General features: G+C 65.9%; 23 protein-coding genes, 1 tRNA gene and 1 riboswitch. Of the genes, 10 read left to right on the forward strand and 14 right to left on the reverse strand.

Annotated elements, in window-relative coordinates:
* Position 1 precedes the first annotated feature (1 nt).
* Positions 2-385 carry a type II toxin-antitoxin system VapC family toxin gene (locus tag HMPREF3151_RS00340; RefSeq protein WP_070472007.1) on the forward strand — a complete coding sequence of 128 codons (384 nt, stop codon included), beginning with the start codon at positions 2-4 and terminating at the stop codon, positions 383-385.
* Positions 382-1,440, forward strand: a complete 1,059-nt coding sequence (locus HMPREF3151_RS00345; RefSeq protein WP_070472009.1) for a glycosyltransferase family 4 protein — start codon at positions 382-384, stop codon at positions 1,438-1,440. The genes HMPREF3151_RS00340 and HMPREF3151_RS00345 overlap by 4 nt, the downstream gene beginning before the upstream one ends.
* Here HMPREF3151_RS00345 and HMPREF3151_RS00350 read toward each other — a convergent pair.
* The 4 genes from HMPREF3151_RS00350 to HMPREF3151_RS00365 form a co-directional block, all read right to left on the reverse strand.
* A complete protein-coding gene (locus tag HMPREF3151_RS00350) occupies positions 1,432-1,884 on the reverse strand; it encodes a DIP1984 family protein (protein WP_070472011.1) in 453 nt (150 codons plus the stop codon). The two genes, HMPREF3151_RS00345 and HMPREF3151_RS00350, sit on opposite strands and share 9 nt — an antisense overlap.
* A gap of 339 nt (positions 1,885-2,223) precedes the next feature.
* Positions 2,224-2,460 (reverse strand): three-helix bundle dimerization domain-containing protein, encoded by a 237-nt coding sequence (locus HMPREF3151_RS00355; protein ID WP_070472013.1) that lies wholly within the window; start codon positions 2,458-2,460, stop codon positions 2,224-2,226.
* Between the two features lie 161 nt (positions 2,461-2,621).
* Positions 2,622-4,046: an MmpA family trehalose lipid delivery protein gene (locus tag HMPREF3151_RS00360; protein ID WP_070472015.1), complete on the reverse strand. Its 1,425-nt coding sequence runs from the start codon at positions 4,044-4,046 to the stop codon at positions 2,622-2,624.
* Positions 4,030-4,683, reverse strand: a complete 654-nt coding sequence (locus tag HMPREF3151_RS00365; RefSeq protein WP_070472016.1) for a porin PorA family protein — start codon at positions 4,681-4,683, stop codon at positions 4,030-4,032. The genes HMPREF3151_RS00360 and HMPREF3151_RS00365 overlap by 17 nt, the downstream gene beginning before the upstream one ends.
* Positions 4,684-4,720: 37 nt before the next feature.
* Between HMPREF3151_RS00365 and HMPREF3151_RS00370 the strand changes: the two genes are divergently transcribed.
* Complete coding sequence (locus tag HMPREF3151_RS00370; protein WP_305764324.1) at positions 4,721-5,773, forward strand: acyltransferase family protein; 1,053 nt, start codon at positions 4,721-4,723, stop codon at positions 5,771-5,773.
* Here the strand turns inward: HMPREF3151_RS00370 and HMPREF3151_RS00375 are convergent.
* Complete coding sequence (locus HMPREF3151_RS00375) at positions 5,680-8,577, reverse strand: alpha-(1->3)-arabinofuranosyltransferase domain-containing protein (protein WP_070472019.1); 2,898 nt, start codon at positions 8,575-8,577, stop codon at positions 5,680-5,682. The genes HMPREF3151_RS00370 and HMPREF3151_RS00375 overlap by 94 nt on opposite strands.
* A 15-nt stretch (positions 8,578-8,592) precedes the next feature.
* Entirely contained in the window at positions 8,593-8,802 is a 210-nt protein-coding gene (locus HMPREF3151_RS00380) for a DUF2613 domain-containing protein (RefSeq protein ID WP_070472021.1), read from the reverse strand.
* An 80-nt stretch (positions 8,803-8,882) separates the two neighbouring features.
* Here HMPREF3151_RS00380 and HMPREF3151_RS00385 point away from each other — a divergent pair, with 80 nt between their 5' ends.
* Together HMPREF3151_RS00385 and HMPREF3151_RS00390 are read left to right on the forward strand one after the other, a co-directional pair.
* Positions 8,883-10,094, forward strand: coding sequence for a glycoside hydrolase family 3 N-terminal domain-containing protein (locus tag HMPREF3151_RS00385; RefSeq protein WP_070472022.1), 1,212 nt, complete (start codon positions 8,883-8,885; stop codon positions 10,092-10,094).
* A 141-nt stretch (positions 10,095-10,235) separates the two neighbouring features.
* Positions 10,236-11,891 (forward strand): VanW family protein, encoded by a 1,656-nt coding sequence (locus HMPREF3151_RS00390; protein ID WP_070472024.1) that lies wholly within the window; start codon positions 10,236-10,238, stop codon positions 11,889-11,891.
* A 66-nt stretch (positions 11,892-11,957) separates the two neighbouring features.
* Here HMPREF3151_RS00390 and HMPREF3151_RS00395 read toward each other — a convergent pair whose 3' ends face one another.
* Entirely contained in the window at positions 11,958-13,481 is a 1,524-nt protein-coding gene (locus HMPREF3151_RS00395; protein ID WP_070472025.1) for an HNH endonuclease signature motif containing protein, read from the reverse strand.
* A 151-nt stretch (positions 13,482-13,632) separates the two neighbouring features.
* Positions 13,633-14,454, reverse strand: coding sequence for an esterase/lipase family protein (locus HMPREF3151_RS00400; RefSeq protein ID WP_246815157.1), 822 nt, complete (start codon positions 14,452-14,454; stop codon positions 13,633-13,635).
* A gap of 79 nt (positions 14,455-14,533) precedes the next feature.
* Positions 14,534-14,668: riboswitch (SAM riboswitch) on the forward strand.
* Between the two features lie 16 nt (positions 14,669-14,684).
* On the opposite strand from HMPREF3151_RS00400, the gene HMPREF3151_RS00405 reads away from it, so the two are divergent.
* Complete coding sequence (locus HMPREF3151_RS00405) at positions 14,685-15,263, forward strand: hypothetical protein (protein WP_070472027.1); 579 nt, start codon at positions 14,685-14,687, stop codon at positions 15,261-15,263.
* Positions 15,264-15,295: 32 nt separating this feature from the next.
* Here the strand turns inward: HMPREF3151_RS00405 and HMPREF3151_RS00410 are convergent.
* Positions 15,296-15,366: transfer RNA gene (locus HMPREF3151_RS00410), tRNA-Gly, on the reverse strand.
* A gap of 62 nt (positions 15,367-15,428) precedes the next feature.
* Here HMPREF3151_RS00410 and dcd point away from each other — a divergent pair.
* Positions 15,429-15,992: a dCTP deaminase gene (gene dcd, locus HMPREF3151_RS00415; RefSeq protein WP_035000205.1), complete on the forward strand. Its 564-nt coding sequence runs from the start codon at positions 15,429-15,431 to the stop codon at positions 15,990-15,992.
* A 33-nt stretch (positions 15,993-16,025) separates the two neighbouring features.
* Here the strand turns inward: dcd and HMPREF3151_RS00420 are convergent, their stop codons facing one another.
* On the reverse strand, positions 16,026-16,685 hold the full coding sequence (locus HMPREF3151_RS00420; protein ID WP_070472029.1) for a hypothetical protein: 660 nt from the start codon (positions 16,683-16,685) through the stop codon (positions 16,026-16,028).
* A gap of 157 nt (positions 16,686-16,842) precedes the next feature.
* On the opposite strand from HMPREF3151_RS00420, the gene HMPREF3151_RS00425 reads away from it, so the two are divergent.
* From HMPREF3151_RS00425 to HMPREF3151_RS00435, 3 genes are all read left to right on the forward strand, one after another.
* Complete coding sequence (locus HMPREF3151_RS00425) at positions 16,843-18,168, forward strand: UDP-glucose dehydrogenase family protein (protein ID WP_070472031.1); 1,326 nt, start codon at positions 16,843-16,845, stop codon at positions 18,166-18,168.
* Positions 18,169-18,268: 100 nt separating this feature from the next.
* Positions 18,269-19,807 carry an FMN-binding glutamate synthase family protein gene (locus tag HMPREF3151_RS00430; protein ID WP_246815158.1) on the forward strand — a complete coding sequence of 513 codons (1,539 nt, stop codon included), beginning with the start codon at positions 18,269-18,271 and terminating at the stop codon, positions 19,805-19,807.
* A 364-nt stretch (positions 19,808-20,171) separates the two neighbouring features.
* Complete coding sequence (locus tag HMPREF3151_RS00435) at positions 20,172-21,695, forward strand: ABC-F family ATP-binding cassette domain-containing protein (protein ID WP_070472139.1); 1,524 nt, start codon at positions 20,172-20,174, stop codon at positions 21,693-21,695.
* Positions 21,696-21,704: 9 nt separating this feature from the next.
* Here the strand turns inward: HMPREF3151_RS00435 and HMPREF3151_RS00440 are convergent, their stop codons facing one another.
* The 4 genes from HMPREF3151_RS00440 to HMPREF3151_RS00455 form a co-directional block, all read right to left on the reverse strand.
* Positions 21,705-22,946: a pyridoxal phosphate-dependent aminotransferase gene (locus HMPREF3151_RS00440; protein ID WP_070472034.1), complete on the reverse strand. Its 1,242-nt coding sequence runs from the start codon at positions 22,944-22,946 to the stop codon at positions 21,705-21,707.
* Between the two features lie 21 nt (positions 22,947-22,967).
* Positions 22,968-23,573, reverse strand: coding sequence for a DUF1707 SHOCT-like domain-containing protein (locus HMPREF3151_RS00445; RefSeq protein ID WP_070472035.1), 606 nt, complete (start codon positions 23,571-23,573; stop codon positions 22,968-22,970).
* A gap of 70 nt (positions 23,574-23,643) precedes the next feature.
* Positions 23,644-24,582: a substrate-binding domain-containing protein gene (locus HMPREF3151_RS00450; protein WP_070472037.1), complete on the reverse strand. Its 939-nt coding sequence runs from the start codon at positions 24,580-24,582 to the stop codon at positions 23,644-23,646.
* A complete protein-coding gene (locus tag HMPREF3151_RS00455; protein ID WP_070472039.1) occupies positions 24,575-24,946 on the reverse strand; it encodes a hypothetical protein in 372 nt (123 codons plus the stop codon). Before HMPREF3151_RS00455 ends, HMPREF3151_RS00450 begins: the two co-directional genes overlap by 8 nt.
* Positions 24,947-24,952 lie beyond the last annotated feature (6 nt).

A 24,952-nucleotide genomic window follows, 5' to 3' on the forward strand; every position in this document is an offset into this window, starting at 1 on the left:
GATGCGGCGGGTGTATGCGGATACATCGGCTATCGCCTGCCTGCTGAAAGCGGAGCCGCACACGCACGCGATGCGGCTCTGGCTCGAGGCAGGGGAGTGTGAGGTGGTGTCGTCGGACCTGCTCGAAATTGAGATGCGGCGGCTAGCGGTGCGTTTGGGCAGGCCCCAGGGGGAAGTCACGCTCATCTTGCGCGGAATTTCGCTTGCGGAACTCAACCGGGCGACGCTGCGAAGCGCGAGCATGCTGCCCATGCCGTACCTGCGAACGCTGGATGCGATCCACCTGCAGGCCGCGCTGGATTTGGAGGCCGATGCGATGCTCACCTACGACGACCGCCTCGCGGATGCCTCGCGTGAAGTTGGACTCGAGGTCATCGCACCATGAAGATTCTGCTTCTGTGCTGGCGCGACTCCACCCACCCGCAAGGCGGCGGGTCGGAGCGCTACCTCGAGCGCGTTGGCGAGTACCTCGCGGCGCAGGGCCACGAGGTGATTTACCGCAGCGCGACGCACACGGACGCACCAAGGCGCTCGCGGCGCAACGGGGTGCGCTACGAGCGCGCCGGGGGAAAGTTCGGCGTGTACCTTGCGGCGCCGCTATCTATCTGGCGCAACCGTCCGGACGTGGTGGTGGACACGCAAAACGGCATCCCGTTTTTCGCGCGGCTGTTCACGAGAAAGCCCGTGGTGCTGCTGACGCACCACTGCCACAAGGAGCAGTGGCCGGTGGCGGGCCCGCTGATCCGCCGCTTGGGGTGGTTTTTGGAGTCGCGCGTCGCGCCTCGCGTGTACAGGGGCGCGCAGTACGTGACGGTGTCGCAAGCTTCGAAGCACGACTTGGTGGCGCTCGGGGTGCGTGAGGGCGACATTGAGATCGTGGAAAACGGCGTGGACCCGGTGCCGGCGCACACGCCTGTGCTTCACGACGACCAAAGGTTGCACCTGGTCACCCTTTCGCGCCTGGTTCCGCACAAGCGCATCGAGGAGGCGATCGACGCGGTGGCGGGTATGCATGGCGCCGTGCTGGATGTGATCGGTTCCGGCTGGTGGGAGGACCAGCTGCGCGAGTACGCCGCCCCCTACGGCGACAAGGTGGTCTTCCACGGGCACGTGTCCGAGCCGTACAAGCATGCGCTGCTTGAGCGGGCGGAGCTGCACCTGCTGCCTTCGCGGAAAGAGGGTTGGGGGATCGCGGTGATTGAGGCGGCGCAGCACGGGGTGCCCACCGTGGCGTACGCGTCTGCCGGCGGGGTGGCGGACTCTATCCGCGACGGCGAGACTGGTCGGCTGGTGCAGCCCGGCGAGGAGTTTGAGCAGGTTGTGGGGGAGACCCTTGGGCGTCGAGAAGCAATGGCTCCCGCGGCGCGCGAGTGGGCGGCGCGGTTCTCCTGGGAGGAGACCGGCCGAAGGTTCGCGAAGATTATTGGAGCTCTAAATTAGCTCAGTTGTCCAGTTGAGCTGCTGGATCTTCGTGTCCAGCTCGCGGTAGGCCTTCGCGGCGCTGTCGGCCATGTCACGCAGGGATTTCACGTCCACGGCGGGGACGAAGCGGACCTCGGAGCGCGAGTAGCGGGAGCCGGTCATGGTGCCTGCGTCGGCGACGGCGGCGTAGAGGCGGCGGGAGCGCAGCAGCGCGTCGCGGCGTGCGATGGCGTCGGTGAGTGTGGCGCCCTCGAACGCTGTCTGCGCATTGGTGTGGTTGATGCGGCGCACCAGTGTCTCAATTTCCTGGAGGAGGGCGGCGGCTTCCTCGAGCATGGCCGCCGGGTCCTCGACGGGCGCGTCGCCCTCCTGGATCATCGCGCCCTGCACCAGGCGTTCCTGCAGCTTGTTTAGACGGTCCTGCGCCTCGGCGCGGCGCGCCAGTGCCTCTGCGAGCAGCATGTGTGCCTCCTTGTACGTTTCTGTCCCCGTTCCCAACCCTCGCGGATGCGTCCGAGGCACCCCCAACGTCGCGGTAGTAAACAGTGCTCGGTGCAACCCTGTGGTGGGGGTCGTGCCCGTGTGCGTCGTGCAGGCCGCATGCGATGTGCGTGTGAGCGGAATCGAACCGCTTCAGCCCTGATACGGCCACAAGGCGCCATGCAAGGTGCCCCTTACCCCGGGCACGGAGGGTTGACGTTCGCTGGGTGCCGGCGAGCTTTTCCGCTACCGACAGTTTCGTTCGAACATAGCAAAACGCCCAGCCGCTGGGAAGGGCTGGGCGTTGAGGGTTATGCGGTGTTATGCCGCGGAGGGGAACAGCTCGCCGTCGCGGAGACGGTCGCGCATCTCGGCCTCGACGAGGACAGGGATAAAGTCCTCGATCACGGCGGAGTTGCGATGGGTGCGCAGGACAGCATCGAATGCGTCGTTGATCTCGAGTGTGTCGAACTGGCCGGCGAACTCGGCGAGCAGGTCCTCGCGGATGTTGCGCAGCGCGCGCTCGCGGATGATGCTGAAGTCAATTGTGTTAGCCATGGTGTGTTCCTCCTTGCAGAAGCGGTATCTGCTCCTTCTCTAGGCTCAGGGTTACGCATGTACGTAACCTGTTGTTAACTTTGAGTTCACTTTAGGACGGGCGGGGCGAACAGTGCAAGAGGATCAATGATTGGAAGTCCACATTAATTGGTCTAAGCCAACTAATTCTTAGAAAAGCGCTGGTAGGGGTTCTTTTGAGGGGATGTGTGATTTTGGACACACTGTAGCAATGGCACCATGCACCACAAGACAAACAACGCCACACCGGCAGGCGGCAGAGGGCGCGCGGGCTCACCAGTCTCGGCCACGGAACCGTCGGCGCGCACCACCACACCGACGCCCAGCTCGCGCAGGCGTTCCTGGTCGTCTAAGGCAGCCTGCGCCGCCGTCCACCGCAGCGACGGCGGGTCCACCGCCACCCCGTCCACCGTCAGCGCGCCGGATTCGACAACGTTCATGGCTTTGGGGGCGGGGTCGACGGCCGGGTGGCCGTCGATAGGCACAAGCGCCGGGCGGGACTCGAAGAGGACGTCGCGGCCGCGGTGGTCGACGGCGGGGACCTCGACGGTGGTGGGGGTGAGCGCGGCGAGGGCGACTGGCGCGTCCGGGACCTGCAGCAGTGCGAACGCTGCGGCGGCGAGCGCGCGCCGGGGATCAAGCGCGCCGGCAGCGGCGACGAAGGCGGGGATGGCGAGGATGAGCCACTTTTGGCCGTCGCGGAGCAGGCCGCCGCCGGGCAGATGCTGGACCAGTGGTGCAGTGAGCCCCGCCCAGGAGGCCAGCGCAACCGCGAACCCCAGCGCTGCCAGCAGGAGGAAACGGCGGGGCACCGCCCGCCAGGACAGCGCGAGCAGGGCACACAGCGCCACCCCGAAAAGCGCGAACCCGAGCTCGCGCGAGGCCGGCACCGCCTGGCCGTTCCAGATCCCGCCCAAGCCCAGCAAAGATCCGAGGGTGCCCGCGTGCGCTTCCGCCCGCGGGGCAAACGCCGCAGCGGACGCGGCCGAAGACGTGCCGGGCACCCCGGCGAACACGCCCGCCGCCACCCACGGCAGACAGGTGCACACGCTGACCGCCACCCCGCGCCAGCCGCGGGCAAAACACGCCGCCGCCAGGGCACCTGTGGGGGTCAACGACGCCAACCAGTGCGCCAGCCCTGATGCCGGCACAAGCCCCAACGCCACCAGCGGCAGCAGCCACGCCGCCGCGGCCAGCGACCACTGCCCCTGCAGCAGCCGCTCCACCACAAACGGATTCCACACCGCCACCGTCATCGCCGCCGCCTGCCCGAACGGGGTGCGCCCGAACCGGTACCCCGCCCACGCTGCGCACCCGGCGGCGGCGACCATGAACACCCGCACGAACGCCACCGGCCACGGCAAGATCCCCAACAGCGCGTCCTGTGGCACGTTGCGCGCGGCCAGATCGCCCCAGCCCAGCGAAGCCCTGGTGAGCGCCATCTGGTCAAACACCATCATGTCGCGCAGCGCGAACGCCTCGCCGGGCACCAAAAACGGCCAGGTCAACCCCAACACCAGTAGCGCGCCGTACACCGGCGCCCACCAGCGGCTAACGGCGGCGCGCATACAGCACCAGGCCCGCCACAAACGCCGCGGCGGCGACCACACGGGTGATCACCGCCATCACCTGCAACCCGCGCAGCCACGCCACGTCGCGCGCCGCAGCGTCCACCTGCGCCGCCTTCGTCTCTTCGGCCAGCACCCACTGGTCGGGCCCACAGTCCCACACCTCGTCGAGGATGCGGCCGGTGCGCCGCTCCGCATCAACGGTGCGCACGCAGCCATCCGACAGCGCAGCCGAGTACTTGTACGTGTCCAACCCCCGCACCGAACCGGGGCCCAAATAGTCCAGACCGACATCCTCCCCGGAGGTGGAGTCGAACAGCGGGTAGGTGCGCCGCTCCGGGCGGTACGGCAACAGCGGCCCCAGCCCGGCGCGCCCCTTCGCGGGAAAGGCGGTGGAGGGATCGATGGGAAACGCGTCCACCTCTTCACCGTCCAGCGTGACCACCGCGTCCAGGCGTTTCGGGGCTTTGGAAAGCTCGATGGTGCGGGTGCGGGGCGAAGTGCCGTCGAAAAGCATGGTGTACACGCCCGGATCAAGGGTGCGCTGTTGCGCGATCACAACGGGGGAGGCGAGGTTGAGCGCGCCGCAGGCGACGATGATGCCTAGGCAGGCGGCAAGTCGGCGTCGCAGGTTCACCCGTGTCACCCTACCGGGTGGCTAGACTTGCGCCATCGTGAACAGACCCGCCATTTTGCCCGAGCTCGACGGCCTGCGCGCCGTGGCCGCCTACGGCATCGTGGCCACGCACGTCGCATTCCAAACCGCCACCGGATCTGCGGTGCTGGAGCGCTTCGACTACTTCGTGGCCGTGTTCTTCGCGCTTTCGGCGTTCCTGCTGGCGCGCGGCGGGGCCCGCGAGGGCTACTACTCGCGGCGGGTGGCGCGCCTTGTGCCCGCGTACCTCGTGTGCGTGGGCGTGGTGCTGCTCGCCCTACCGCCGCTTGCAGGGGTCACTGCCAGCCAGGTCGCGGCGAATGTGCTGCTTGCGCAGATTTACGTCCCGCATTCGCTTATCGACGGGTTGACCCAGATGTGGTCGCTCTGCGTCGAAGCCGCCTTCTACCTGGTCCTGCCGTTGTATTTGCGCCTCGGATCGCGGGGAAGGTACGCGGCGTTGGCGGGGTCGGTGGTGCTGGGCCTGGTGTGGCCGTGGGCAGTGGCCGGGGTGACGGATCCGGCGGTGGTGAACATGCAAATCTGGCCGCCGTCGTACGCCCCCTGGTTCGCGGTGGGCCTCGTGCTGGCGGAGCTGGAGCGCGCCGGCGTGCGCTACGCCGGGCCGCGCTGGCCGGTGGCGGCGCTGGCGCTGCCGGTGGCCTGGGTCGGCGGGGTGGTTGGCCCGCGGGGGCTGGAGCACCCGACGCCGGCTGAGTTCAACGTGCGGGTGCTGCTCGGTGCGGTGTTTGCGGCGCTTATCGTGGCGCCGTTCGCGCTGGGGCAGCGGCAGCGCGGCACGGTGCTGTCGTCGAAAGTCATGCGCACCTTGGGCCACTGGTCCTACTCGGTGTTTTTGTGGCACATGGCGGTGTTGTACTTCGTCTTCCCCGTGCTCGGGGTGCCGATGTTCTCCGGCGGGTTTGTTCTGGTCTACGCGGCCACCGCGCTGGCGAGTACCGCGGTGGCTTACATCTCCTACGAGTTGGTGGAGGTGCCCGGCGCGCGGTTGGTCAGACACGCCACGGCGAACAGGCCGGCCACGACCAAGAAAGTGGACGAACCGGCGTAGTTGGCGGCCGGCCATGGGGCGCGCGCCAGCACCAACCCGCAGATGGCCATGGCGGCGGCCGTGACGCGGTGCATCGGCAGGACAGTGAAGCGGCGCACCACCCACGCGAGTGCCGTCGCTGCCAGGCCCTGGAACGGGAACGCGGCGATCACGGCCACGGTCGGCGCCCAGTTGGCGTTGGTGTCCGGCCCGTACGGGGTGTCGTCCTCGCGGCGCCACGGCACCCACAGGCAGTAGGCGAGTACGAGCAGGCTGAACGTGCCGCCGAAGAGCAGCGAGTAGCGGTAGGCACCTTCGCCAGCGAAGTGCATCTCGAACTCGCCGTCGGCTCCTGGAGGGATGCGGAAGGCTTGGGCGCCGGCGTCGATACGCATAGGCTCCAGCTCGGTGCCGCCGAGGGCGGCGCGGAGCCCGTCGTTGAACGCGCGGGTGGTCAGGATCAACCGGTCGCCGGTCTGGTCGGGCAGCGGCGCGCGGGAGAGCATGACCGTGTCGGCGCGGGTGAACAGCTCGTGGGAGCCGGCTTTGAGGAACACGCTGCCCACGCGGCGCTCGCCGTCGATGGTGGCGGGTTTGCTGAGCTGCCACGTGGCGTCCTCAGCGGTGGTGAAGCGGCGCTGGATCACCTTGTGCTCGGGGAAGTGGCGCTGGAAGAAGTAGCGGTCCGCGGTGCCCTCCACTTCGACGATGCGCGTGACGCCCACGTCGAGCTCGCGGATGCCCACGGGTTCGGCCAGCCGCAGGATTGTCGCGTCGCCGCGGGTGAGCCTGCGCGGCTGGTCTTTGACCAGGGTGACGTTGCGGCAGTTGCTGTGCCCGTCGCACAGCTGGACGGTGGTGTCCGCGGTGGCGGTAACCGTGACGTGCTCCTGCTGGGTTTGGAACTCGATCCAGGCGTCGCGGTCGCCGGGGGCGGGCCACCAGGCAGTTTCGTTGAGGCCGTCGAAGGCGGAGGTGAGCGACTTCGACGCGTCGGGCCCGCCGAACGCGCCGGCGTCCGCGGCCGAGGACGATGCTCGGGCGAAGCCGTCGGCCGCCACCGCGGTGCGGGTGCCGGCAGACGGGTAGTCCTTCACCCGGTTGCGCACCGTGGCGTCCTCCCACTCGGCGGCGAGGCGGCCGGACTGACCGTCGATTGTGCCGTAGTTGCGCACCGCAAGCGCCGGGGTATCGGTGACCACATCGGCGTCCCCGCTGGTCAGGCGCGCCGGGAAATAGCCGAGCTCGCGCCATATAAGCGGCAACACCTCGCCGCCGCCGTCCACAGCAACCGGCTCGCGGTCCGTGGCCATCACGTCCGCGTGCGGGTCCAGCAGGAAGATATCCACCTCGCCGAAGCTTGCGTCCGGCTCACCCAAATTCGGCGTGCGCGGCTGCCGCTCCAGGTCGCGGCGCACCACCACGGCACCCACGCCTACAGAACGCAGCGCCTGCCTATCGACGAGCTCCGCCTGCCCCTCCAACCCCCGAATCGCCTCCGGGTCCACCAGCGGCACCGCGTCGCGGAACGCGAAACGCGCCTGGGTCAGCGCCTGAATCGGCTCGTCGCGCGTCCACCCCCACGTCTGGCGAGCAAACGACGCCGCCGGGACCACAAGCGTGCGGGTACCCGCGGCGTGCTCGTCCAGCCACTGGCCCGCGGCAACCCAGTCCTCCGACACCTCGTTCCAGGTGCCCTCCGGCAGCAGGCGCAACGACCAGGCCGGCGCCACAGCCACTACGGCGGCAAGGGTGATGCCGACAGCCTTGGGACGGTTCACCTTCGCGGCCAGATGCCCGGCGCCCAGCGCGAGCGGCAGGTGGACCAGCGGGTCGAATTTGTGCAGGTTGCGGAAGGGGGCGAGAGCACCGTCGTAAAGCGAGGTGCTCATGTGCGCCGAGCCGAGCACCCAGAACCCCACCGCGAACACCGCAAGCAGCGGCCCGCGCCACGGCATGTCGCGGCGCGCCAAGCCCGCGAGCCCGAACGCGGCGACGAGGCAGGTGGCGATGACGAACGTCGGCTCCGCCACCAAGAGGTGACCGGCGGCGCGCTCCGTGTCCACGAACGGCGTCCAGCTCGTGGTGCCTCGCAGGATCTCCACCGGATTGAGCCACGCGGTGGTCACACCGGCGGACTCGATGAAGTCCGTGAACGGCGGGGAGTAGCGGCCCAGCACCAAAAGCGGCCCGACCCACCACGCGGACACCGCCGCCGCCCCGAGGGCGAACTTGCTGGCCGCTGCGTAGGCGCGCCGCGCGATAAGCAGCACGAACGCTGGCAGGCACGCGGCGATGGTGGCGGTGGCGTTGACCGCGCCCATGCACGCAACCGCCACTACCGCCGGCGCCACCCGCGGGGTGCGCCGCGTCAGCGGGATCAGCGTCCACGGCACGAGCGCCACCGGCCACGCCTCCGAAGAAATCGCGGTGAGCGTGGTCAGGATGCGCGGGCTCAGCGCGTAGAGCCCCGCCGCGAGGACCTGCGGGAGGGTGCCCTTGACGCCTATTCTTCGCGCCAGCGTGAGCGTGCCGGAGTATGCCAAGCACAACAACAGCCACCACCACGCGCGCTGGATCAACCAATCCGGCACATGTAGCAGATCCCCCGCCAAGAAGAACGGCCCCTGCGGGAACAGGTAGCCGTACGCCTGGTTCTGCACCTGGCCCAGCGGAAACTCGTCGGTGTACGCGTGGGTAGCGCGGCGCAAAAACCGCCCCGGGGCGGCAACCAGGTCGAACTTGGTGTCCGCCGCGACCTGCCCCGGCGGCTGTGCAAGCACAACAGCAAGCAGGACCAGCCAACCTGCGAGGTGCGCGCGCATCCCCCGCACCAGCGCCTACTTCCTCGAGCCGTACTCCGGCCCGCCCAGCACCGCCTCATCCGCCGGCACCGCAGTACCCTGCGGCACCGTCGATTGCCCGGACACGGACGCGATGCCAAGCACCCCCACCGCACCGAGCACCACACCAACGACAGTGCTGGCCAAAACGGGCGCGGTGGCGCGCCGGGCAAGCGACGCCGGCAGGGCAAATACGCGATGGGACATGTCGGAGAAGCCTACCAGCAGCGGGTACAGTGGCTGTGGTTTGAAACAGGGTTTGAAACAGCTGACAAGGGGACAGGTACATGCGGGCTCGGACAGGTGCGGCGTTGCTCGCACTTGCGTGCCTATCGGCGTTCAGCTTCGCCGGATGCGCCGAACAGCCCGAAGACAACGCTGCTGAGTCGGCCGTTTTGGAGACTGCGGAGGCGGGCCGGGAGGACGTCGACAAGCAAGAAGCCCCTGAGGTGGCGCCGCCTTCCGCACCCCCGGCCGCGCCCGCGCCCTTGTCGCCGGCGCAGCAGCGCGTGCCGGACGACCTGCGGCAAAAGGTCGCCTCGCTCATGGTGGTCGGCGTGGCCAACTACGACCAGGCGCGGTTCGCGCTGGACCAGGGTGTCGGCGGGCTGATTATCCCCAGCTGGGCGGATCCGGCGCTGCTCACTGAGGCGGGCCGCGACATCAACGCCCTGCGCGCCGAGTATCACCGCCCGTTCAGCGTGGCCATCGACTTCGAGGGCGGCCGCGTGCAGCGCCACACGCAGGTGCTCGGCGAGTTCATGCCGCCGCGCGCGCTCGCCGGGCAGCCGCCCGAGGTGATCCGAGGCACCGGCTACGACATCGGCCGCTCCCTGCGGGCCCACGGCATCAACGTGGACTACGCACCGCTGCTGGACTTGGACGTGACCAACCTGGACATCGTGGGGGACCGTTCCTTCCACGGCAACCCCGACGAGGTCGTGCGCGTAGCCGGGCTGTTCTCGCAGGGGCTTATCGACGCCGGGGTGACCCCGACGTTCAAACATTTTCCCGGCCACGGGCGCGCCTCCGGGGACACGCACCACCACCTGGCCGTCACCCCGCCGCTGGACCAGATGCGCGAGCTTGACCTGCGCCCCTACGGTCCGCTGCTGGAACAGTTCCCCCGCGCCAGCGTGATGATGGGCCACATGATCGTGCCGGGCCTAGGCCCCGACGGCGTGCCCAGCTCCATGAACCCGGACACCTACCGGCTGCTGCGCACCGGCGACTACCCAGGTGGGGTGCCCTTCGAAGGTGCGGTGGTCACCGACGACCTGTCCGGCATGCGCGGCATCCTGGACTACGCTCCCACCCGCGATGCCGTGGCCAGGGCAATCGGCTCCGGGGCGGACCAAGCGCTGTGGTCCTCCGGCGCGGACCTGCCCGGCATCGTCGACCACATCGTGTGGTGTGTGCACAACGGCTATATCCCTGAAACTCGAGTGGACGAGGCCGCAACCAGGGTGCAGCAGCAGCTCATCGACGTGGGGTTGTAGGCGGGCTTGTAGGTGGGTTTGTAGCGCTTCCCCGGCTATGAGAGATCAAAGATCTGCATTATTGTGGGGCGCGTGACTACGGTAAAGGCGACCTCGCACAGGAAAGGACGCGCAGGCACCGCCAAGGGCGGGCAGGGAGTGATGGGCCGCGGCGCCAAAATCACGCTAGGCGTGCTCTTGGGCATCCTCGCCGTGGCGCTCGCGATCTACCTGGCGGACTTGGCCACCCACCGGGGCAACGTCCCACGGGGCACCCAGGTTGGCGGCGTGGACATCGGTGCGATGGCGCCGGACGAGGCGCGCGAAAAGCTCCAGGCGGAACTCGGCGGCGTCGCAGCCAAGGCTGTTCCAGTCAAGGCGGGGGAGAAGGCAACCGAGTTCATCCCCGCCAAGGCCGGACTGGGCATCGATTTCGACGCCACGGTGGACAACGCCGGCATCGAGACCGCGAACCCCGTCGAGCGCCTCCGCGGGCTGTTCACCACCCGCGAGGTGGACGTCGTGCCGACCGTCGACGACAAAACGCTGGGGAGCCAGCTCGACCGCATGACCGACGAGCTGCACGTGGACCCCGTCGACGGCACTATCCGTGTGCAGGGCGGCAAGGCCGAAACCACCGACCCGAAGCTCGGCCAGGACGTGGACCGCGCCACGCTGCGCGACGAGGTGACCACCGGCTGGCTCAACCCGGACGGTGTCGAAGTGGAGCCGTCGCAGACGCAGCCCGCCATCAACGACGACGCCATGAAGGCCGCGCTCGGCGGCCCCGTGCGCGCCGCCCTGGACGGCCCGGTCACGGTCACCGGCAAGGACGGCGTCGCCGCCGCCGTGCCGCAGGACCGTATCGGCGAAATCGTGCAGTTCCCCGCGGTGGAAGGCCGCATCACACCCGACGTGAACCTGGATGCCACGCGCACCATCCTGGGTGACCAGCTCGCGGAGACCGAGGTGGAGGGCAAAAACGCCCGCGTCCTGGCCGGAGGCGGCGTCGAACCGTCCGTCGACGGCTCCGTGGTGGACTGGGACGCCACCCTGGCGGGCTTTGAAAAACGCTTGACCGGCGACGAGCCCCGCGCCTGGGACGCGGTGTACAAGGACGTGCCCGCGCAGTTCACCACTGAACAGGCGCAAAACGCGACCTTCAACGACGTGGTCGGCTCGTTCACCACCAGTGGCTACTCGGGTGCGTCCGGCACCAACATTGCGCTGGTGGCCCAGACCGTCAACGGTGCGATCGTGAACCCGGGCGAGACCTTCTCCCTGAACGGCTACACCGGCCCGCGCGGCCCCGCTCAGGGGTACGTGGAGTCCGGCATCATCCTCAACGGGCGCGCGGACACCGCGGTCGGCGGCGGCATCTCCCAGTTCGCCACCACCTTGTACAACGCCTCCTACTTCGCCGGCATGACGGATGTGGCGCACATGCCGCACTCCTATTACATCTCCCGCTACCCAGCCGGCCGCGAGGCGACCGTGTATGAGGGCGCTATCGACCTGCAGTTCCGCAACGACAGTCCGCACCCGGTGCGCATCTCCACCAGCGTCGGCGGCGGGGAGGTCACGGTGAGCCTGATGGGCGTCAAGACCGTGACCGTCGAGTCTGTCAACGGTGGCCGGTGGGCGCAGACGCAGCCGCAGCCGGTGAACGTCTCCGGCTCGAACTGTGCGCCGTCTTCGGGCGCGCCTGGTTTCACTACCTCCGACACCCGCATCATCTACGACCTCGCCGGAAACGAGCTCAGCCGGGAAACCCAGACCACGGTGTACGACCCGCAGCCGATCGTGCGCTGCGGTTAGCGGTTAGCGTACGAACCGTCACGCACCCCACACCCGCGCGGCACCAAACCGCCGCGCGTCCAACTCTCACGCTATGTTGCCGCCCCGGTCGGGGCCGGCCCTGGACCCATCGCCGATGTCGAATAACGGCGGGTCGGTGGTTGTCTGGTTCGGTGGGTCGTCGAACGCGGGGTATTTCTTCCGCACCCGCCTGATAGTCCTCTGACCAGGAGAGTCTTGGTACTGACGTGTCGTGGTTGGTGTTGGTGGCCCGCCGTCGGCGGGGTGGTGGGTGACGTCCCAGGTGGTGGGATCTTTCTCGAAGTGACCCTTGCCACCGGCGCCGTCCCTGTTGTCGTTGTTGCACATGTGGTGCTCGCGGCACAGGAGGACGAGGTTTTCCAGGTCTGTGAGCCCACCGTGCAGGTACGACTGGATGTGGTGGGCTTCCAGTTCCACGCCTGGCTTGGTGCACCCGGTCCAGGCGCACACCTGCTGCATGGCCAAAAGCACCAGCTTCTGCTCCACGCTGGCCAACCGCGCCCGCCCGAGGGATAGCGGGACCCCGGTGCACGAGTCCAGCTGCAGGGCGAAGGAGTCTCCTGCCAGCCCGAGCCGGACTATGTCCAACGCGGTCAACGACACCGAGGTGTTGGTGGCGAACTCGGTGTACGCGTCCGCCCCCATGAGGTCTTCCAGCGTCAGCGTCATCACCACGGTTCCGATGCCCTTGCGCGCCGCGGTGGAGGAGTTCGCGTGGTTGCCGACAATGTCCATGAGTTGGTCGAACCGCCGCTGCCCGCGGGTGCGCTTGTCCTCGGCGCCGGGCGGCAGGTTCGCCCCGGGCGACTCGCCGGCGGCCAGCGCGGCCTCGAACGCGGCGCGGCTGGCTTTGTCGAAGTAGATCTGTCCCCAGGAACCGCCGTCGCTGTCCTCCTCGCCGAAGATCATGGTGCGCTTCTTAAACGCGGCGAGCGGGTCCTTGTTGCCCTCGTAGTCCCTGCCCTTGCGGTTGGCGCGTTTGACCAGTGTGTTCACGTGCTTCCGCAGCTCTTCCGCGGACATCGTCTCCGCCGCCTCGAGCGCCTGCGCGTAGATCTCGTCGCGGCCCGGGTCCGAGTGTTCGTTGAGCTGCATTAGTGCCCGCTCAATGATGCGCTTCTTCTCCGCGTTGGCCTTCGCCGCCGCCTTCCGCGCGCGCTCCTTGGCCTTGCGCGCTTCCTCTTTGCGGCGCTCTTCTTCCTCGGCCTGCTTCTCGCGCTCTTCTTCGTCCATCAGCGGGTCCGAGGGTGGGGTGGGCACCTCGACCTCGCCGAACATCGTCTTCGCCTGGTTGAGCAGGCTAAAGGCGTCGGCGCGTGGGAGCCCGAGCTGCTTGGTCAGGTACTCCACCGGGTGGTTCGCGCCGACCAGCCGGCCCGCCCCGTCGCGCTCGCACAGGTGAGCAAACGCGATGTTCGCGTTGGACAGCAGCGGCAGCGCCGCGTGCAGCCGCTCCATGGCCTGGTGCGTGGATAAAAGGTGGAGGGATTCGGGCTGCATCATGAGCGCCTCGAGCGCCTTCAGACTATCGACGAGCTGGTCCACGTGGTGGTCAATTACCGTGGTCATGGGCGGATCCCTCCCTTCAGGTACGCGCTGTCAACGAATGAACAATGCATACGCTACGACACGCCTCCGACACGACCGCCGCAAAGCCAAACACATGTTCGAGTATCCCTAAACGGCCAGCGACTTTAGCACGTCGATAAGCAAAAGGTGCTCACTCAAATTGTGAAGGTGGCACATGGTCGCCCATCTCGCGCAGCAACCCCCACACGGTGAGGTCCGCGTACAGCGGGTCGCGTGGCATGAGCGCGTGGTAGGGCGCGTAGCCGTCGTACCACTGCCCGGAGTCGATGTTCGCCACGTCCGCGCCCGGGACCGCCTCCAGCATCGACGCGGAGGCGGGCGTAACCACCGTGTCTGCCGGTGAGTAGATGGAGGTGTACGTGATTCCCGGCACGGTGTCCGGGCCGCTCAAAAACTCGCGTAACCAGGCGGAACCGGCGAGCTGCTGTGCTGCCCCCGGGGCGAATAGGGCGGTGAAGTGCGGGTGGTTTGCGGCGAACGCGCCCATCTGTCCGGCCAGCCCCCGGAAGTCGGTGCCGTGGAAGTTGCCGCCCATCGCCACCACGCGCCGCACCTTCTCCGCGCCCCCGCGCGAAATGAACAGCTTGGTCATCAGCGCGCCCTGCGAGTGCGCCACAATGTCCACCTGCTCCGCGCCGGTTTTTCGCAGCACACGGTCCACGTGCTCCTCCACGTCGCCCACGATCGAATTCAGGTCGCCCGCGCCGAAGAATCCGGGCGCGATCATGTCGCCGTAGTCGTAGCCCCAGACCCAAAACCCCTGTTCTTTCAGCCTTTGGGCGTTCGACTCAAACGCCGCGGTGCGCGAGTTGATCCCGTGCACGTACATCACCGGCGTGGGGTGTGTGGGCTTAAAATTTCGGTCGTTGAACGGCATCGGCGGGCGGTTTTGCAGCCCGCGCACCGCCCCGTAGCCGACCGCCAGTGTCATCATCGCGCTGCTGAGTTTCATCCCTTTGAGCATATTGCTTATCGACGCCCTCCGGCCCCCACTTGCAGTAGACCAAGCGGTCTGTTATTGTCCTGGTTTGGATCACGAAGTCCGACGCACCCTGCACAAGGGAAAAGCCTCCCGGCTCGTCGGCTGGCAACCGCGCATATCGCGCACGGTGCCCCCGGGGGAAGATCCGCCGGCACGTGCAACCGCCGCGCCGGAAGTGCGATTCTCAAAGGAGATTAACCATGTCTTCCGACTTGAACGACATGTCCAACATGCCCACCGACTGGACCCCTGCCACCCTGGCCCACATGAGCGGAACTGCGTTCGCGTTCACGCTCGATGAGACGGGCGAAAGTGTCGTCGCAAAGTTCGACAGCCCGATGGAAGCGGCCCGTTTCGTGGGTAACACTGGCCCGAAGTTCGACTACTCGCCAAAAGCGGGCGCGATCCGCGTCGGTGATGCCGTTGTCCCGCTGCCCAAGCAGCCGGCCGCACGCCGTGAATGCACTTACAAAGAGTGCGACAGGCAGGCCGAAGGCCACAAAAACCACTACATCCCGGTGCTTCGCGCCATGAACCTGAAGCACTCCTGGTTCCCCGTCGAGGCGGCGGAGCAGGACGGCACGAAGCTCACCTTCCGTTTCCGCAGTGCAGTGGGGGAGGAGAACGTCACCGGCTACAACCACGACCCCGAGGAACTTGCGCTGGCGGAGGAGTACAACCCGGATTGGAACATCCTCCGCTTCAAAACAGAGAATGGGAGGTACCGCGCGGTATTGCTGAGCAAGAAGCCGCTGACACCGTGCACCACAGAAAGCTAGATCCGAGGAAGCCCCCCAAAAAAAGAAAAGAGAGCCGGCGACGAGAATCGAACTCGCACTCTCAGCTTGGGAAGCTGATGTTCTACCACTAAACTACGCCGGCAGCTCTGCCAACTTTAGCACCACGGATTCGCGGCCCAAAACAGGGAAGTACACTCTAGATTCGTGTTGCTTTCAGATCACGACATCCGCGATGCCATTGACTCCGGCCACCTCGGTATCGACCCGTTCGATGCCGAGCTCATCCAGCCGAGCTCGATCGATGTGCGCATTGACAAGTTCTTCCGCGTTTTCAACAACTCGAAGTACACGCACATCGACCCGAAGCAGGAGATGCCGGATCTGACCACGCTGGTCGAGGTGCCGGACGGCGACGCGTTTGTCCTGCACCCCGGCGAGTTCGTGCTCGCCTCCACCCTGGAGTGCTTCACTCTTCCCGCGGACTTGGCCGGCCGCCTCGAGGGCAAGTCCTCGTTGGGCCGCTTGGGCCTGCTCACGCACTCCACCGCGGGTTTCATTGACCCGGGCTTTTCCGGCCACATCACCTTGGAGCTGTCTAACGTGGCCAACCTGCCCATCGTGTTGTGGCCGGGCATGAAGGTCGGCCAGCTTGCGCTGTTTAACATGACCTCGCCCGCGGACACCCCGTACGGCTCCGGCAAGCTCGGCTCGAAGTACCAGGGCCAGCGCGGCCCCACCCCGTCGAAGGCGTACCTGAACTTCCAGTAGGGGCTTTTGCCTATCGACGAGCCTTCCAGGCGTTTAGCGCTTCAACTGTGGGAAAAAGGGCAAGGCCAGGCTGACCGCGGATAGGGCGGCGCTAATTGCAGACACGATGATCGCGATGATGGCAAGCGTGTTGTTCTGTTTCGCGGGCTCGGGCTTAAGCACGGTCGTTGTGGGGGTTGGTGCCGTGTAAGCCGCGCACTCCTTAAGCGCCTTCATCTCGGCTTCTGCCATCTGGATTTCAAAGTCCGAGAAGTATTCCTTAAACGGGGTGCGTTTCTGCTCCCAGTTGCTCCAAATGCCCTCCTGCTCCTGCTCCTTCCGGAATTCTTCGAAGTATGGGATCATGTGTTCTGCTTCCAGGGGTGACCAGAACTCGTTGTGGTATGTCCGGCCGTATACGTCTTCGAAGAAGCTCTCCACTTTGTGGGTGTCGATAAAGCACGTATCACCCTTGATTACGAGATTGATATCGGAGGGTTTGTACTTCACGTCGCTTGCCTTCACAGGTTTCCGTGACGGTCCGACAACCGTTTCGGTGAAACTGGGGTCCGGGGTGTTAGTTGGGGCAGCCACGAATTCCGCTGTCGGACTGGCCTCTGCGACCGTCACGGCGTTTTCTTGTCCGTGGGCTGGTGCGATCAGTTGGGTGAAACCGAGTGCGGTTACAAGAACCGCAGAAGCTAGCTTCCTCATAGAGACTCCTTGAACCTGTTGTAGGGACGTGACTAAGTTACCGTTGTCACGCTCGACACCGTGTTATCGCCTGGCAAATAAATGGGAATAAGCTGTGTGCTTGCCTTCCCGTTCTTCACCCTGCCGACCTCGCCGCTCCACGGCATAATGGCCACTTATGCGGATGACTGTGATTGGCACTGGTTACCTTGGCGCGACGCATGCGGCGTGCATGGCTGAACTCGGCCACGAGGTGCTGGGCGTAGACGTTGACGAAACCAAGATCGAGGCGCTGAAGAACTCCAAGGTGCCGTTTTACGAGCCGGGCCTGCCCGAGGTTCTGGAGCGCAACATCGAGGCGGGGCGCCTGAGCTTTACGACGGACTACGCCGAAGCCGCCGCCTTCGGCCGCGTGCACTTCATCGGGGTTGGCACCCCGCAGCAGCGCGGCTCCTACGCTGCCGATACCCGCTACGTCGAGGCCGTGATCGACGACCTGGTGCCCCAGCTGGAAGGCGAGCACCTGATTTTGGGCAAGTCCACCGTGCCGGTCGGCACCGCCGCCGCGCTGCAGGAGCGCGCCGACGCTCTCGCCGCCAACGGCAACAAAGCGACCGTGGAGATCGCCTGGAACCCGGAGTTCCTCCGCGAGGGTTACGCAGTCAAAGACACCATCGAGCCGGACCGCATCGTGTTGGGCCACCGCGCCGAGAACTCCCGCGCGGAGGAGATCGCCCGCGAGGTCTACGCCACCCCGCTGGAAAATGACACCCCGTTCATCGTGACGGATTTGCAGACCGCGGAGCTGGTGAAAGTCTCCGCCAACGCGTTCCTCGCCACGAAGATCTCGTTTATCAACGCCGTGTCCGAGGTCTGCGAGAACGTCGGCGCGGACGTGACCCAGCTGGCCGATGCGATCGGCTACGACGACCGCATCGGGCGGAAGTTCCTCGGCGCAGGTCTCGGTTTCGGCGGAGGGTGCCTGCCCAAGGACATCCGCGCGTTCATGGCGCGCGCCGGCGAGGTCGGCGCCGACCAGGCACTGACGTTCCTGCGTGAGGTCGACGCGATCAACATGCGCCGCCGCCAGCGCGTGACCGACTTGGCGCGCGAGGAGCTCGGCAGCGTCATCGGCCGCAACATCACCGTGCTCGGCGCGGCGTTCAAGCCGAACTCGGACGACGTGCGCGACTCGCCCGCACTTGCTGTGGCGGGCCAGCTTTCGCTTGCCGGCGCAAGTGTGCGCGTCTACGACCCGCAGGGCATGGACAACGCCCGCAAGGTGTTCCCCACCCTCGACTACGCCACCAGCCTCGAGGACGCACTTCGCGGTGCGGAGCTGGTCATCCTCGCCACCGAGTGGCAGGAGTTCAAGGAGATGGACCCGCGGTGGGCGGCGGAGCACGTCGACAAGCAACTGCTCATCGACGGGCGAAACGTCCTCAACGTCACCGACTGGCAGAACGCCGGCTGGCAGATCCGTGCCCTCGGTCGGAGCCTGTAAGGGGCAGCTCCAAGCAGTAGTTTCGTAGTACCTAATTCGGGCATACCTGCAGGGTGTGCCCGTCTTAGTATTTCTGGTCGGGTAGGGCATGATGGTCCGCATGTCCAAGGAGAAGCGAGGAACATTTGCCAAGGGCGCCCTGGGCGCTGCCGCGGCGGCGCTGGGTGGCGTCGCCATTCACGACCTCACGCAAACCAGATACCCGATCCTGCGCAACTACCCAGTGTTGGGACACATGCGCTACCTGCTCACGGACATCGGTCCGGAGCTGCGCCAGTACTTCATCGAACGTGACTGGGACGGCCGCCCCTTCAACCGCGACCAGCGCAACGCCATCTACGAGCGCGCGAAGGGCAAGCAGAGCGAGACGTCGTTCGGCACCGTCCAGGATGTCTACGACGCCAACCACGAGCACCTCGTGCACTCCATCGCGCCGGTGGAGGAGCCGGCCGAGCCGCCGCGCGCACTCGTCGGCGGCAAGGACTGCACCCAGCCGTACTCCATCTCCATGCTGAACGTGTCCTCGATGAGTTTCGGCTCGCTGTCCAAAAACGCGGTGCGCTCCCTGAACAAGGGCGCGGCCATGGGCGGGTTCGCCCACAACACCGGCGAGGGCGGTATCTCTCCGTACCACAAGGAAAACGGCGGTGACCTGATCTGGCAGATGGGCACCGGCTACTTCGGCGCCCGCACCGAAGACGGCGGCTTCGACCCCGCCAAGTTCCGCGACAAGGCCCAGGACGACCAGGTCAAGATGGTGGAGCTGAAGCTCAGCCAGGGCGCCAAGCCGGGCATCGGCGGCGTGCTGCCGGCGGACAAGATCACCAAGGAAGTCTCGGAGATCCGCGGCGTGCCCATGGGCGTGGACTGCATCAGCCCGGCCGGCCACCGCGTGTTCAGCACCCCGGTCGAGCTCATCGAGTTCATCGCGCAGATGCGCGAGCTTTCCGGCGGCAAGCCGGCGGGGTTCAAGATGTGCGTCAGCAGCCGCAGAGAAGTGCTCGCCATCTGCAAGGCCATCCGCGAGGTCGGCACCGCACCCGACTTCATCGTCGTGGACGGCTCCGAGGGCGGCACCGGTGCCGCACCCATCGACTTCGAGGACCACATGGGCATGCCCCTGACCCACGGCCTGATGCTGATGCACAACGCGCTTGTGGGCACCGGATTGCGCGACCAGATCAAGATCGGCGCCTCCGGCAAAGTCGCCGGTGGCTCCGACATTGTCATGCGCATGATTCAGGGCGCGGACTACACCAACTCCGCCCGCGCCATGATGATGGCCACCGGCTGCATCCAGGCGCAGCGCTGCCACACCGGCGAATGCCCGACGGGCGTGGCCACCCAGGACCCGCGACGCAACCGCGCCATCGTGGTGGAGGACAAATCGAAGGCGGTCTACAACTTCCACAAGACCACCGTCAGCACCGCCGTGCGCCTCATGGCCTCCATGGGCGTCTCGGATCCGTCGGAGCTGCGCCCCGACATGCTGCGCCGCAGCGTCTCGCCGACGGAGTCGCGCTCCTACGCCTCCATCTACGAGTGGCTCCGCCCGGGGCAATTGCTTGAAGACGCCCCCTCGGCCTGGGCCCCCGACTGGAAAGCCGCCTCCCCGGATACGTTCCGCCCCGTGGCGTAGTGCGTATGGGGCTGCTCTCGCGGCGGCCCACCCGTACCCAGTCGGCTCTCCCGGCCCGCGGATCTGCTAGTTGGCCATTTAAGGGTTCGCAGGGTAGCTAGCAGATCGCCCTGATATTGACACTGTGTTTCAATATCACCTGGGAAAACATAAAGTTGGACACTTGATCTGCTAGTTCGCTCGCGAGGCATTCGCAGTCGAACTAGCAGATCAGCGTCATGTCTGGTCACTTATTGGACGCAAAGTGCTTGACACGCACACTGGTTCACCGTAGTTTCTGAACAGACCGCGTCCCCGAGGGAAGGAGTAGGCAGTGCTCACGTTCCGTGTTTCCGCATAACACGAACCAGAAAGACAGATGAGCATGCCTATTTCCCTGAACAACATTTCCCTCGAGTGGCCCAATGGAACCACGTGCCTTGAAGGCCTGAACGCCGTATTTGATAGTCGGCTTACCGGGTTAATCGGTGATAATGGATCCGGTAAATCCTCTCTGATCAAGGTCATCCTCGGTCAGCTCGAACCGACGGGCGGTTCGGTGGAACGCCCCGCGAACATCGCGTACTTACCGCAGGACCTCACGCTGCGGGCGGACGACACCGTGGCTGATGTTTTTGAGGCCACTGAAATCCTCAACGCAATTGCATCGGTGGAGGCCGGGGAGTTCGATCCCCAGCTGTTTGAAACCATCGGTGACCGGTGGGATATCGCCGCAGAGATCACCGCCACCCTGTCCGCGCACGGACTCGACCTACCTTTGGATAGAACCCTGGATACGCTTTCCGGCGGTGAAACAGTCCGGGTAGCGTTGGCCGCGTTGTTCTCCGGCAACCCCGACTTCGTCGTCTTGGATGAGCCAACCAACAACCTCGACCACCACGCGAAAGAGCAGCTCATACGGGAGCTGGAGGCGGCGTCGGTACCTGTGCTCGTCGCTAGTCATGACCGCGACTTGCTGCAGAGCGCCACCGAAATTGCTGAGCTGCACGACGGCCGGCTGCGAATGTTCTCCGGCAACTTTTCCGCATACAAGGAGACGCTCGCACAGGAGCAGGAATCAGCGATACGCGGGGTGAGGGACGCAAAAGCGAACCACCGCAAGCAGGTCAAGGAGCGGGAAGCGATGCAGACACGCATCGATCGGGATGCGCGCCGTGGAAAGAAGTTCGCCGCCTCGAAGCGCAAGCCCGGCATGGCGATGGGATTGGACAAGGACAGGTCTGAAAAGACTGCGGCGAGACGGGGGTCGGCCCACGCAGGGGCGGTGGAGGGCGCGCTCGCCGCCTACAACAAAGCCCAGGAAAAAGTCCGCGATGATCAAGCTGTCTTTATCGATTTGCCCGGCACCGAGCTGCCCAATGGTACCCGGGTCTTGGACATTCCCGGACTGACAGTCGTAGGTTCCGAGCGGGTGCGCATTACCGGTCCTAACGGAAGCGGCAAGACTACGCTGCTCAACTCCATCGCGAGTGGGCAGGCAGGCTACGTCATTGACGACGTGGGTTACCTTCGCCAGCGCATTACGCTCAACCCAGAGCTGACGGTGCTGGAGCTGGTGACGCAAACCAACCTCGAGGCAGAGCCGCAGTATATCCGCGACCAACTTGCGCAGCTGCTGTTTCAGAACGACACCGTGCACGCCCCCGTTGGCACGCTGTCCGGCGGGGAGCGATTCCGCGTTGAGCTCGCCCGTATCCTGCTTTCTCACCCAGCCCCGAAGCTATTGCTTCTCGACGAGCCCACCAACAATATCGACATTTCCACAGTGGACTGGCTCGTCTCCGCACTGGACAGCTACGCCGGTGCGATCGTCCTGGTCAGCCATGACGAGGATTTCTGTGCGCGAATAGGTCTCACCCGCGAAGTCGCCATCGAGACCTTGCCGTAGGACGAACCCCTAGTGCTGGTGGTAGTCCGCCAGGAAGTTGCCCAGGCGCTCGATGGCGTTTTCCAGCTGCGATGCCCACGGCAGGGTGACCACGCGGAAGTGGTCCGGGGTGGGGTAGTTGAAGCCGGTGCCCTGGACCATCAGGATCTTCTCGGATTTGAGCAGGTCCAGCATGAACTTCTCGTCGTCGTGGATGTTGTACATCTCCGCGTCGATCTTGGGGAAGCAGTACAGCGCACCCTTTGGCTCCACCACGGACACACCGGGGATCTCGCGGAGCTTCCGCACTGCCACGTTGCGCTGCTTGTGCAGGCGTCCGCCCTCGGCGGTGAGCTCGTAGATGGACTGCCGCCCGCCAAGGGCCACCTGGATGGCGTGCTGGCCAGGCACGTTCGCGCACAACCGCGTGCCGCTCAAAAGGTCCAGGCCTTCGATGAAGCCTTGAGCTCTGCGACGGGGACCGGTGACAACCATCCAGCCGGCGCGGTAGCCGCACACCCGGTAGGCCTTGGACAGCCCGTTGAAGGTGATGCACAAAAGGTCGGGGGCGACTTCTGCCATGGAGATGTGCGAAGCTCCGTCGTAAAGTACGCGATCGTAGATCTCGTCGGAGAGCACCATGAGCTCGTGCTCGCGGGCGATGTCGGCGATGCCTTCGAGCACTTCGCGCGAGTACACGGCGCCGGTGGGATTGTTGGGGTTGATCACCACGATCGCCTTGGTGCGGTCGGTGACTTTCTCCCGGATGTCCTCGAGCGACGGGTTCCAGTCGTCCTCCTCGTCGCACATGTAGTGCACGACTTTGCCGCCTGCGAGCGTGGACGCGGCGGTCCACAGCGGATAGTCGGGGGCGGGGATGAGGATTTCGTCGCCGTCGTTGAGCAGCGCCTGGGTGGTCATGCTGATCAGCTCGGACACGCCGTTGCCCAGGTAGACATCGTCGATGTCGAAGGGTGGGAAGCCGTCGATCATCTCGTAGCGCGTGACCACCGCGCGGCGTGCCGAGGTGATGCCCTTGGAGGTGGTGTAGCCCTGGGAGGTGGGCAGGTTGGCAATCATGTCGCGCATGATCACGTCCGGCGCCTCAAAGCCGAAGACGGCCGGGTTGCCCGTGTTGAGCTTCAAGATGGTGTGGCCGTCGCGCTCCATCTTCTCCGCGGTGGCGGTCACGGGCCCGCGGATGTCGTAGAAGACGTTTTTCAGCTTGTCCGCTTGGTCGAAATGGCGGTGCTTTTGCAGTGGCTCACTCATGCCACTCCACTGTAGGCCTCTTTAGTTCTTGCGGAAGCGGTTTATCGTGTTTTGCGCGACATCGAGCGCATCGGAGGTCAGCTGGTTGAACTGATCCTTGCGCTGCACCCGCATCATGGCCTGCTGGTGTGCCTTGGCGGATTCGATCTCCAGCTGGCGGCGCTTGATCTCTTGGCGGCGCTGCTGCTCCAGCTGCCGCAGGCTGGGGGTGTACCAGGAGTCGGGGCCGACTTTCATGATGTACAGCAGGATGAACAGGGTGGGGATGATCAGCAGGAAGACCGGGTGCACAGCGGTCAGCCCGAACGCGCCCACGGTGCCCAGCCAGAAGGTGCCTGCGCGCATGCGCTTGCCGGAGCGGCGCGCCTGCATGATTTCGCGGCCGCTGTAAAACACATCGCCCGAGTGCACTTCTTGCCTCTCGACGGCACCTCCGGTCGGCTGCGGCGGCAGATCCCCCAAAATCGGCTCGAGATCTGAGTGGACCTGTGCCTCGGCGACGCGGCGGCAGCGGTCGTCGAACTCGCCCATATTGAGCCGGCCCTCGCCGAGTGCGCGGCCGAGGGTGTCCATGGCGTCCATGCGCTCCTGGTCACCGATTCTGAAGTTGCCGTAGGGGGTGCTCACGCCGCATATAGTAACGCCCCGGACGGCTGTCGTGCATGTCCGGGGCGCGGTGGAAAGCAGTGAAGGTGGCTTACTGCCAGCGCTCGTCAGCGCCGGTTTCGCGGTCCTCGTAGCGCTGCTTCGACTTGTCGTACTCGTCTTCCTGCAGCTGGTAGAAGTACACGCGCGGCAGCACGGCTTCGACCTTGTCCAGGTAAGTGGTGACGAACTCGTTGACGTCGTCGCGCTTGGCGGAGTCCTCGTTGACGTAGATGAACAGCGGGCGCGCCAGCGGGTAGTTACCGCTCTTTGCCTCATCGGCGGTCGGGGCGACGCCGTCGACAAGCACGTTATCGATGCGGTTGCGCGTCGGGTCCTCGGTGGCCAGGTAGTTGCCGATGCCCATGAAGCTCAAGCCGTTGACGTCCTCGGAGACCCACTTAGACAGCTCCTGGATGTCGTCGGTGGCCTGGTAGTCCTCGCGGATCTCGTCGCCATCCAGCACGAGCTGCTCGAACACGCCCAGGGTGCCGGAGCCGTCCGGGCGGCCGTAAAGGGTGATTTCCTCGTCGGGCCAGGACGGGTCGATATCCGACCACTTGGTCACCGCGGAGTCTTTCGCCCAGATGTCGTGCAGCTGCTGGATGGTCAGGTCCTCGGCCCAGTCGTTGTCGCGGTGCTTGACCAGCGTGATGGCGTCGAGCGCGATGGGCAGCTCGATGAAGTTCACGCCGGCGTCGGCGCACTGTTTCTGGTAGTCCACGTCAGCGCCGTCGCCGGGAATGGCCACGGAGGCGTCGTTGATGTCGGCCTCGCCCGCGCAGAACGCTTCGAAGCCGTCGGTGGAGCCGACTGCGTCGATGTCCACGTCGAAGTCGTAGCGGTTGGCCATGTAGTTGGTGATCGGCTCGACGGTGGAGGAGCCGGTGACCTTGATGGCGTTATCGCCCGGGGTGGTGTCGTTGCCGCAGCCGACGGCCAGTGCGGCGACGGCGGCCAAAGCGACGGTGGCGGTGAGTCGTTTACGCATTACCCTTGCCCTCCCGCATCTCGATGCGCAGTTCGCGCAGCAGTTTGAACAGGTTGCTCCAGGAGCCCTTGGAGTTTGCCCAGTACTCGGGGAAGTGCTTCAGCTCTTCCTCCTGCTCCGGGGTGACGTTCGGGTTGATCTTGCGGTGGGCGCGGGCCTGCTCGCCTTCCAGCTTGGCGCGGTTGCCCAGGCGTGCCTGCAGCTCGCTGCGCAGCTCATCTGCGGTTTCTTCCAGCTCGTGCAGCAGCGCGTACAGCTCGGCGTCGGGGGCTTCGCGGTTAATCAGGTCCTTCGCCAGTGGGGACAGGTCGGGGGTCTCGCCAGGGGTGTTTTCAGCGTTGGTCGGGTTCTCGGGAGTGGTCATTGAGGG

The sequence above is a fragment of the Corynebacterium sp. HMSC05H05 genome, from assembly GCF_001807265.1.
Lineage (GTDB): Bacteria > Actinomycetota > Actinomycetes > Mycobacteriales > Mycobacteriaceae > Corynebacterium.

What these genes read in the sequence shown, in the direction of transcription:
- HMPREF3151_RS00340 (WP_070472007.1), top strand. Translation starts at nt 2, where the DNA reads ATGCGGCGGGTGTATGCGGATACATCGGCTATCGCCTGCCTGCTGAAA.
- HMPREF3151_RS00345 (WP_070472009.1), top strand. Translation starts at nt 382, where the DNA reads ATGAAGATTCTGCTTCTGTGCTGGCGCGACTCCACCCACCCGCAAGGC.
- HMPREF3151_RS00350 (WP_070472011.1), bottom strand. Translation starts at nt 1,884, where the DNA reads ATGCTGCTCGCAGAGGCACTGGCGCGCCGCGCCGAGGCGCAGGACCGT.
- HMPREF3151_RS00355 (WP_070472013.1), bottom strand. Translation starts at nt 2,460, where the DNA reads ATGGCTAACACAATTGACTTCAGCATCATCCGCGAGCGCGCGCTGCGC.
- HMPREF3151_RS00360 (WP_070472015.1), bottom strand. Translation starts at nt 4,046, where the DNA reads ATGCGCGCCGCCGTTAGCCGCTGGTGGGCGCCGGTGTACGGCGCGCTA.
- HMPREF3151_RS00375 (WP_070472019.1), bottom strand. Translation starts at nt 8,577, where the DNA reads ATGCGCGCGCACCTCGCAGGTTGGCTGGTCCTGCTTGCTGTTGTGCTT.
- HMPREF3151_RS00380 (WP_070472021.1), bottom strand. Translation starts at nt 8,802, where the DNA reads ATGTCCCATCGCGTATTTGCCCTGCCGGCGTCGCTTGCCCGGCGCGCC.
- HMPREF3151_RS00385 (WP_070472022.1), top strand. Translation starts at nt 8,883, where the DNA reads ATGCGGGCTCGGACAGGTGCGGCGTTGCTCGCACTTGCGTGCCTATCG.
- HMPREF3151_RS00390 (WP_070472024.1), top strand. Translation starts at nt 10,236, where the DNA reads ATGGGCCGCGGCGCCAAAATCACGCTAGGCGTGCTCTTGGGCATCCTC.
- HMPREF3151_RS00395 (WP_070472025.1), bottom strand. Translation starts at nt 13,481, where the DNA reads ATGACCACGGTAATTGACCACCACGTGGACCAGCTCGTCGATAGTCTG.
- HMPREF3151_RS00400 (WP_246815157.1), bottom strand. Translation starts at nt 14,454, where the DNA reads ATGAAACTCAGCAGCGCGATGATGACACTGGCGGTCGGCTACGGGGCG.
- HMPREF3151_RS00405 (WP_070472027.1), top strand. Translation starts at nt 14,685, where the DNA reads ATGTCTTCCGACTTGAACGACATGTCCAACATGCCCACCGACTGGACC.
- HMPREF3151_RS00420 (WP_070472029.1), bottom strand. Translation starts at nt 16,685, where the DNA reads ATGAGGAAGCTAGCTTCTGCGGTTCTTGTAACCGCACTCGGTTTCACC.
- HMPREF3151_RS00425 (WP_070472031.1), top strand. Translation starts at nt 16,843, where the DNA reads ATGCGGATGACTGTGATTGGCACTGGTTACCTTGGCGCGACGCATGCG.
- HMPREF3151_RS00430 (WP_246815158.1), top strand. Translation starts at nt 18,269, where the DNA reads ATGTCCAAGGAGAAGCGAGGAACATTTGCCAAGGGCGCCCTGGGCGCT.
- HMPREF3151_RS00435 (WP_070472139.1), top strand. Translation starts at nt 20,172, where the DNA reads ATGCCTATTTCCCTGAACAACATTTCCCTCGAGTGGCCCAATGGAACC.
- HMPREF3151_RS00440 (WP_070472034.1), bottom strand. Translation starts at nt 22,946, where the DNA reads ATGAGTGAGCCACTGCAAAAGCACCGCCATTTCGACCAAGCGGACAAG.
- HMPREF3151_RS00450 (WP_070472037.1), bottom strand. Translation starts at nt 24,582, where the DNA reads ATGCGTAAACGACTCACCGCCACCGTCGCTTTGGCCGCCGTCGCCGCA.
- HMPREF3151_RS00455 (WP_070472039.1), bottom strand. Translation starts at nt 24,946, where the DNA reads ATGACCACTCCCGAGAACCCGACCAACGCTGAAAACACCCCTGGCGAG.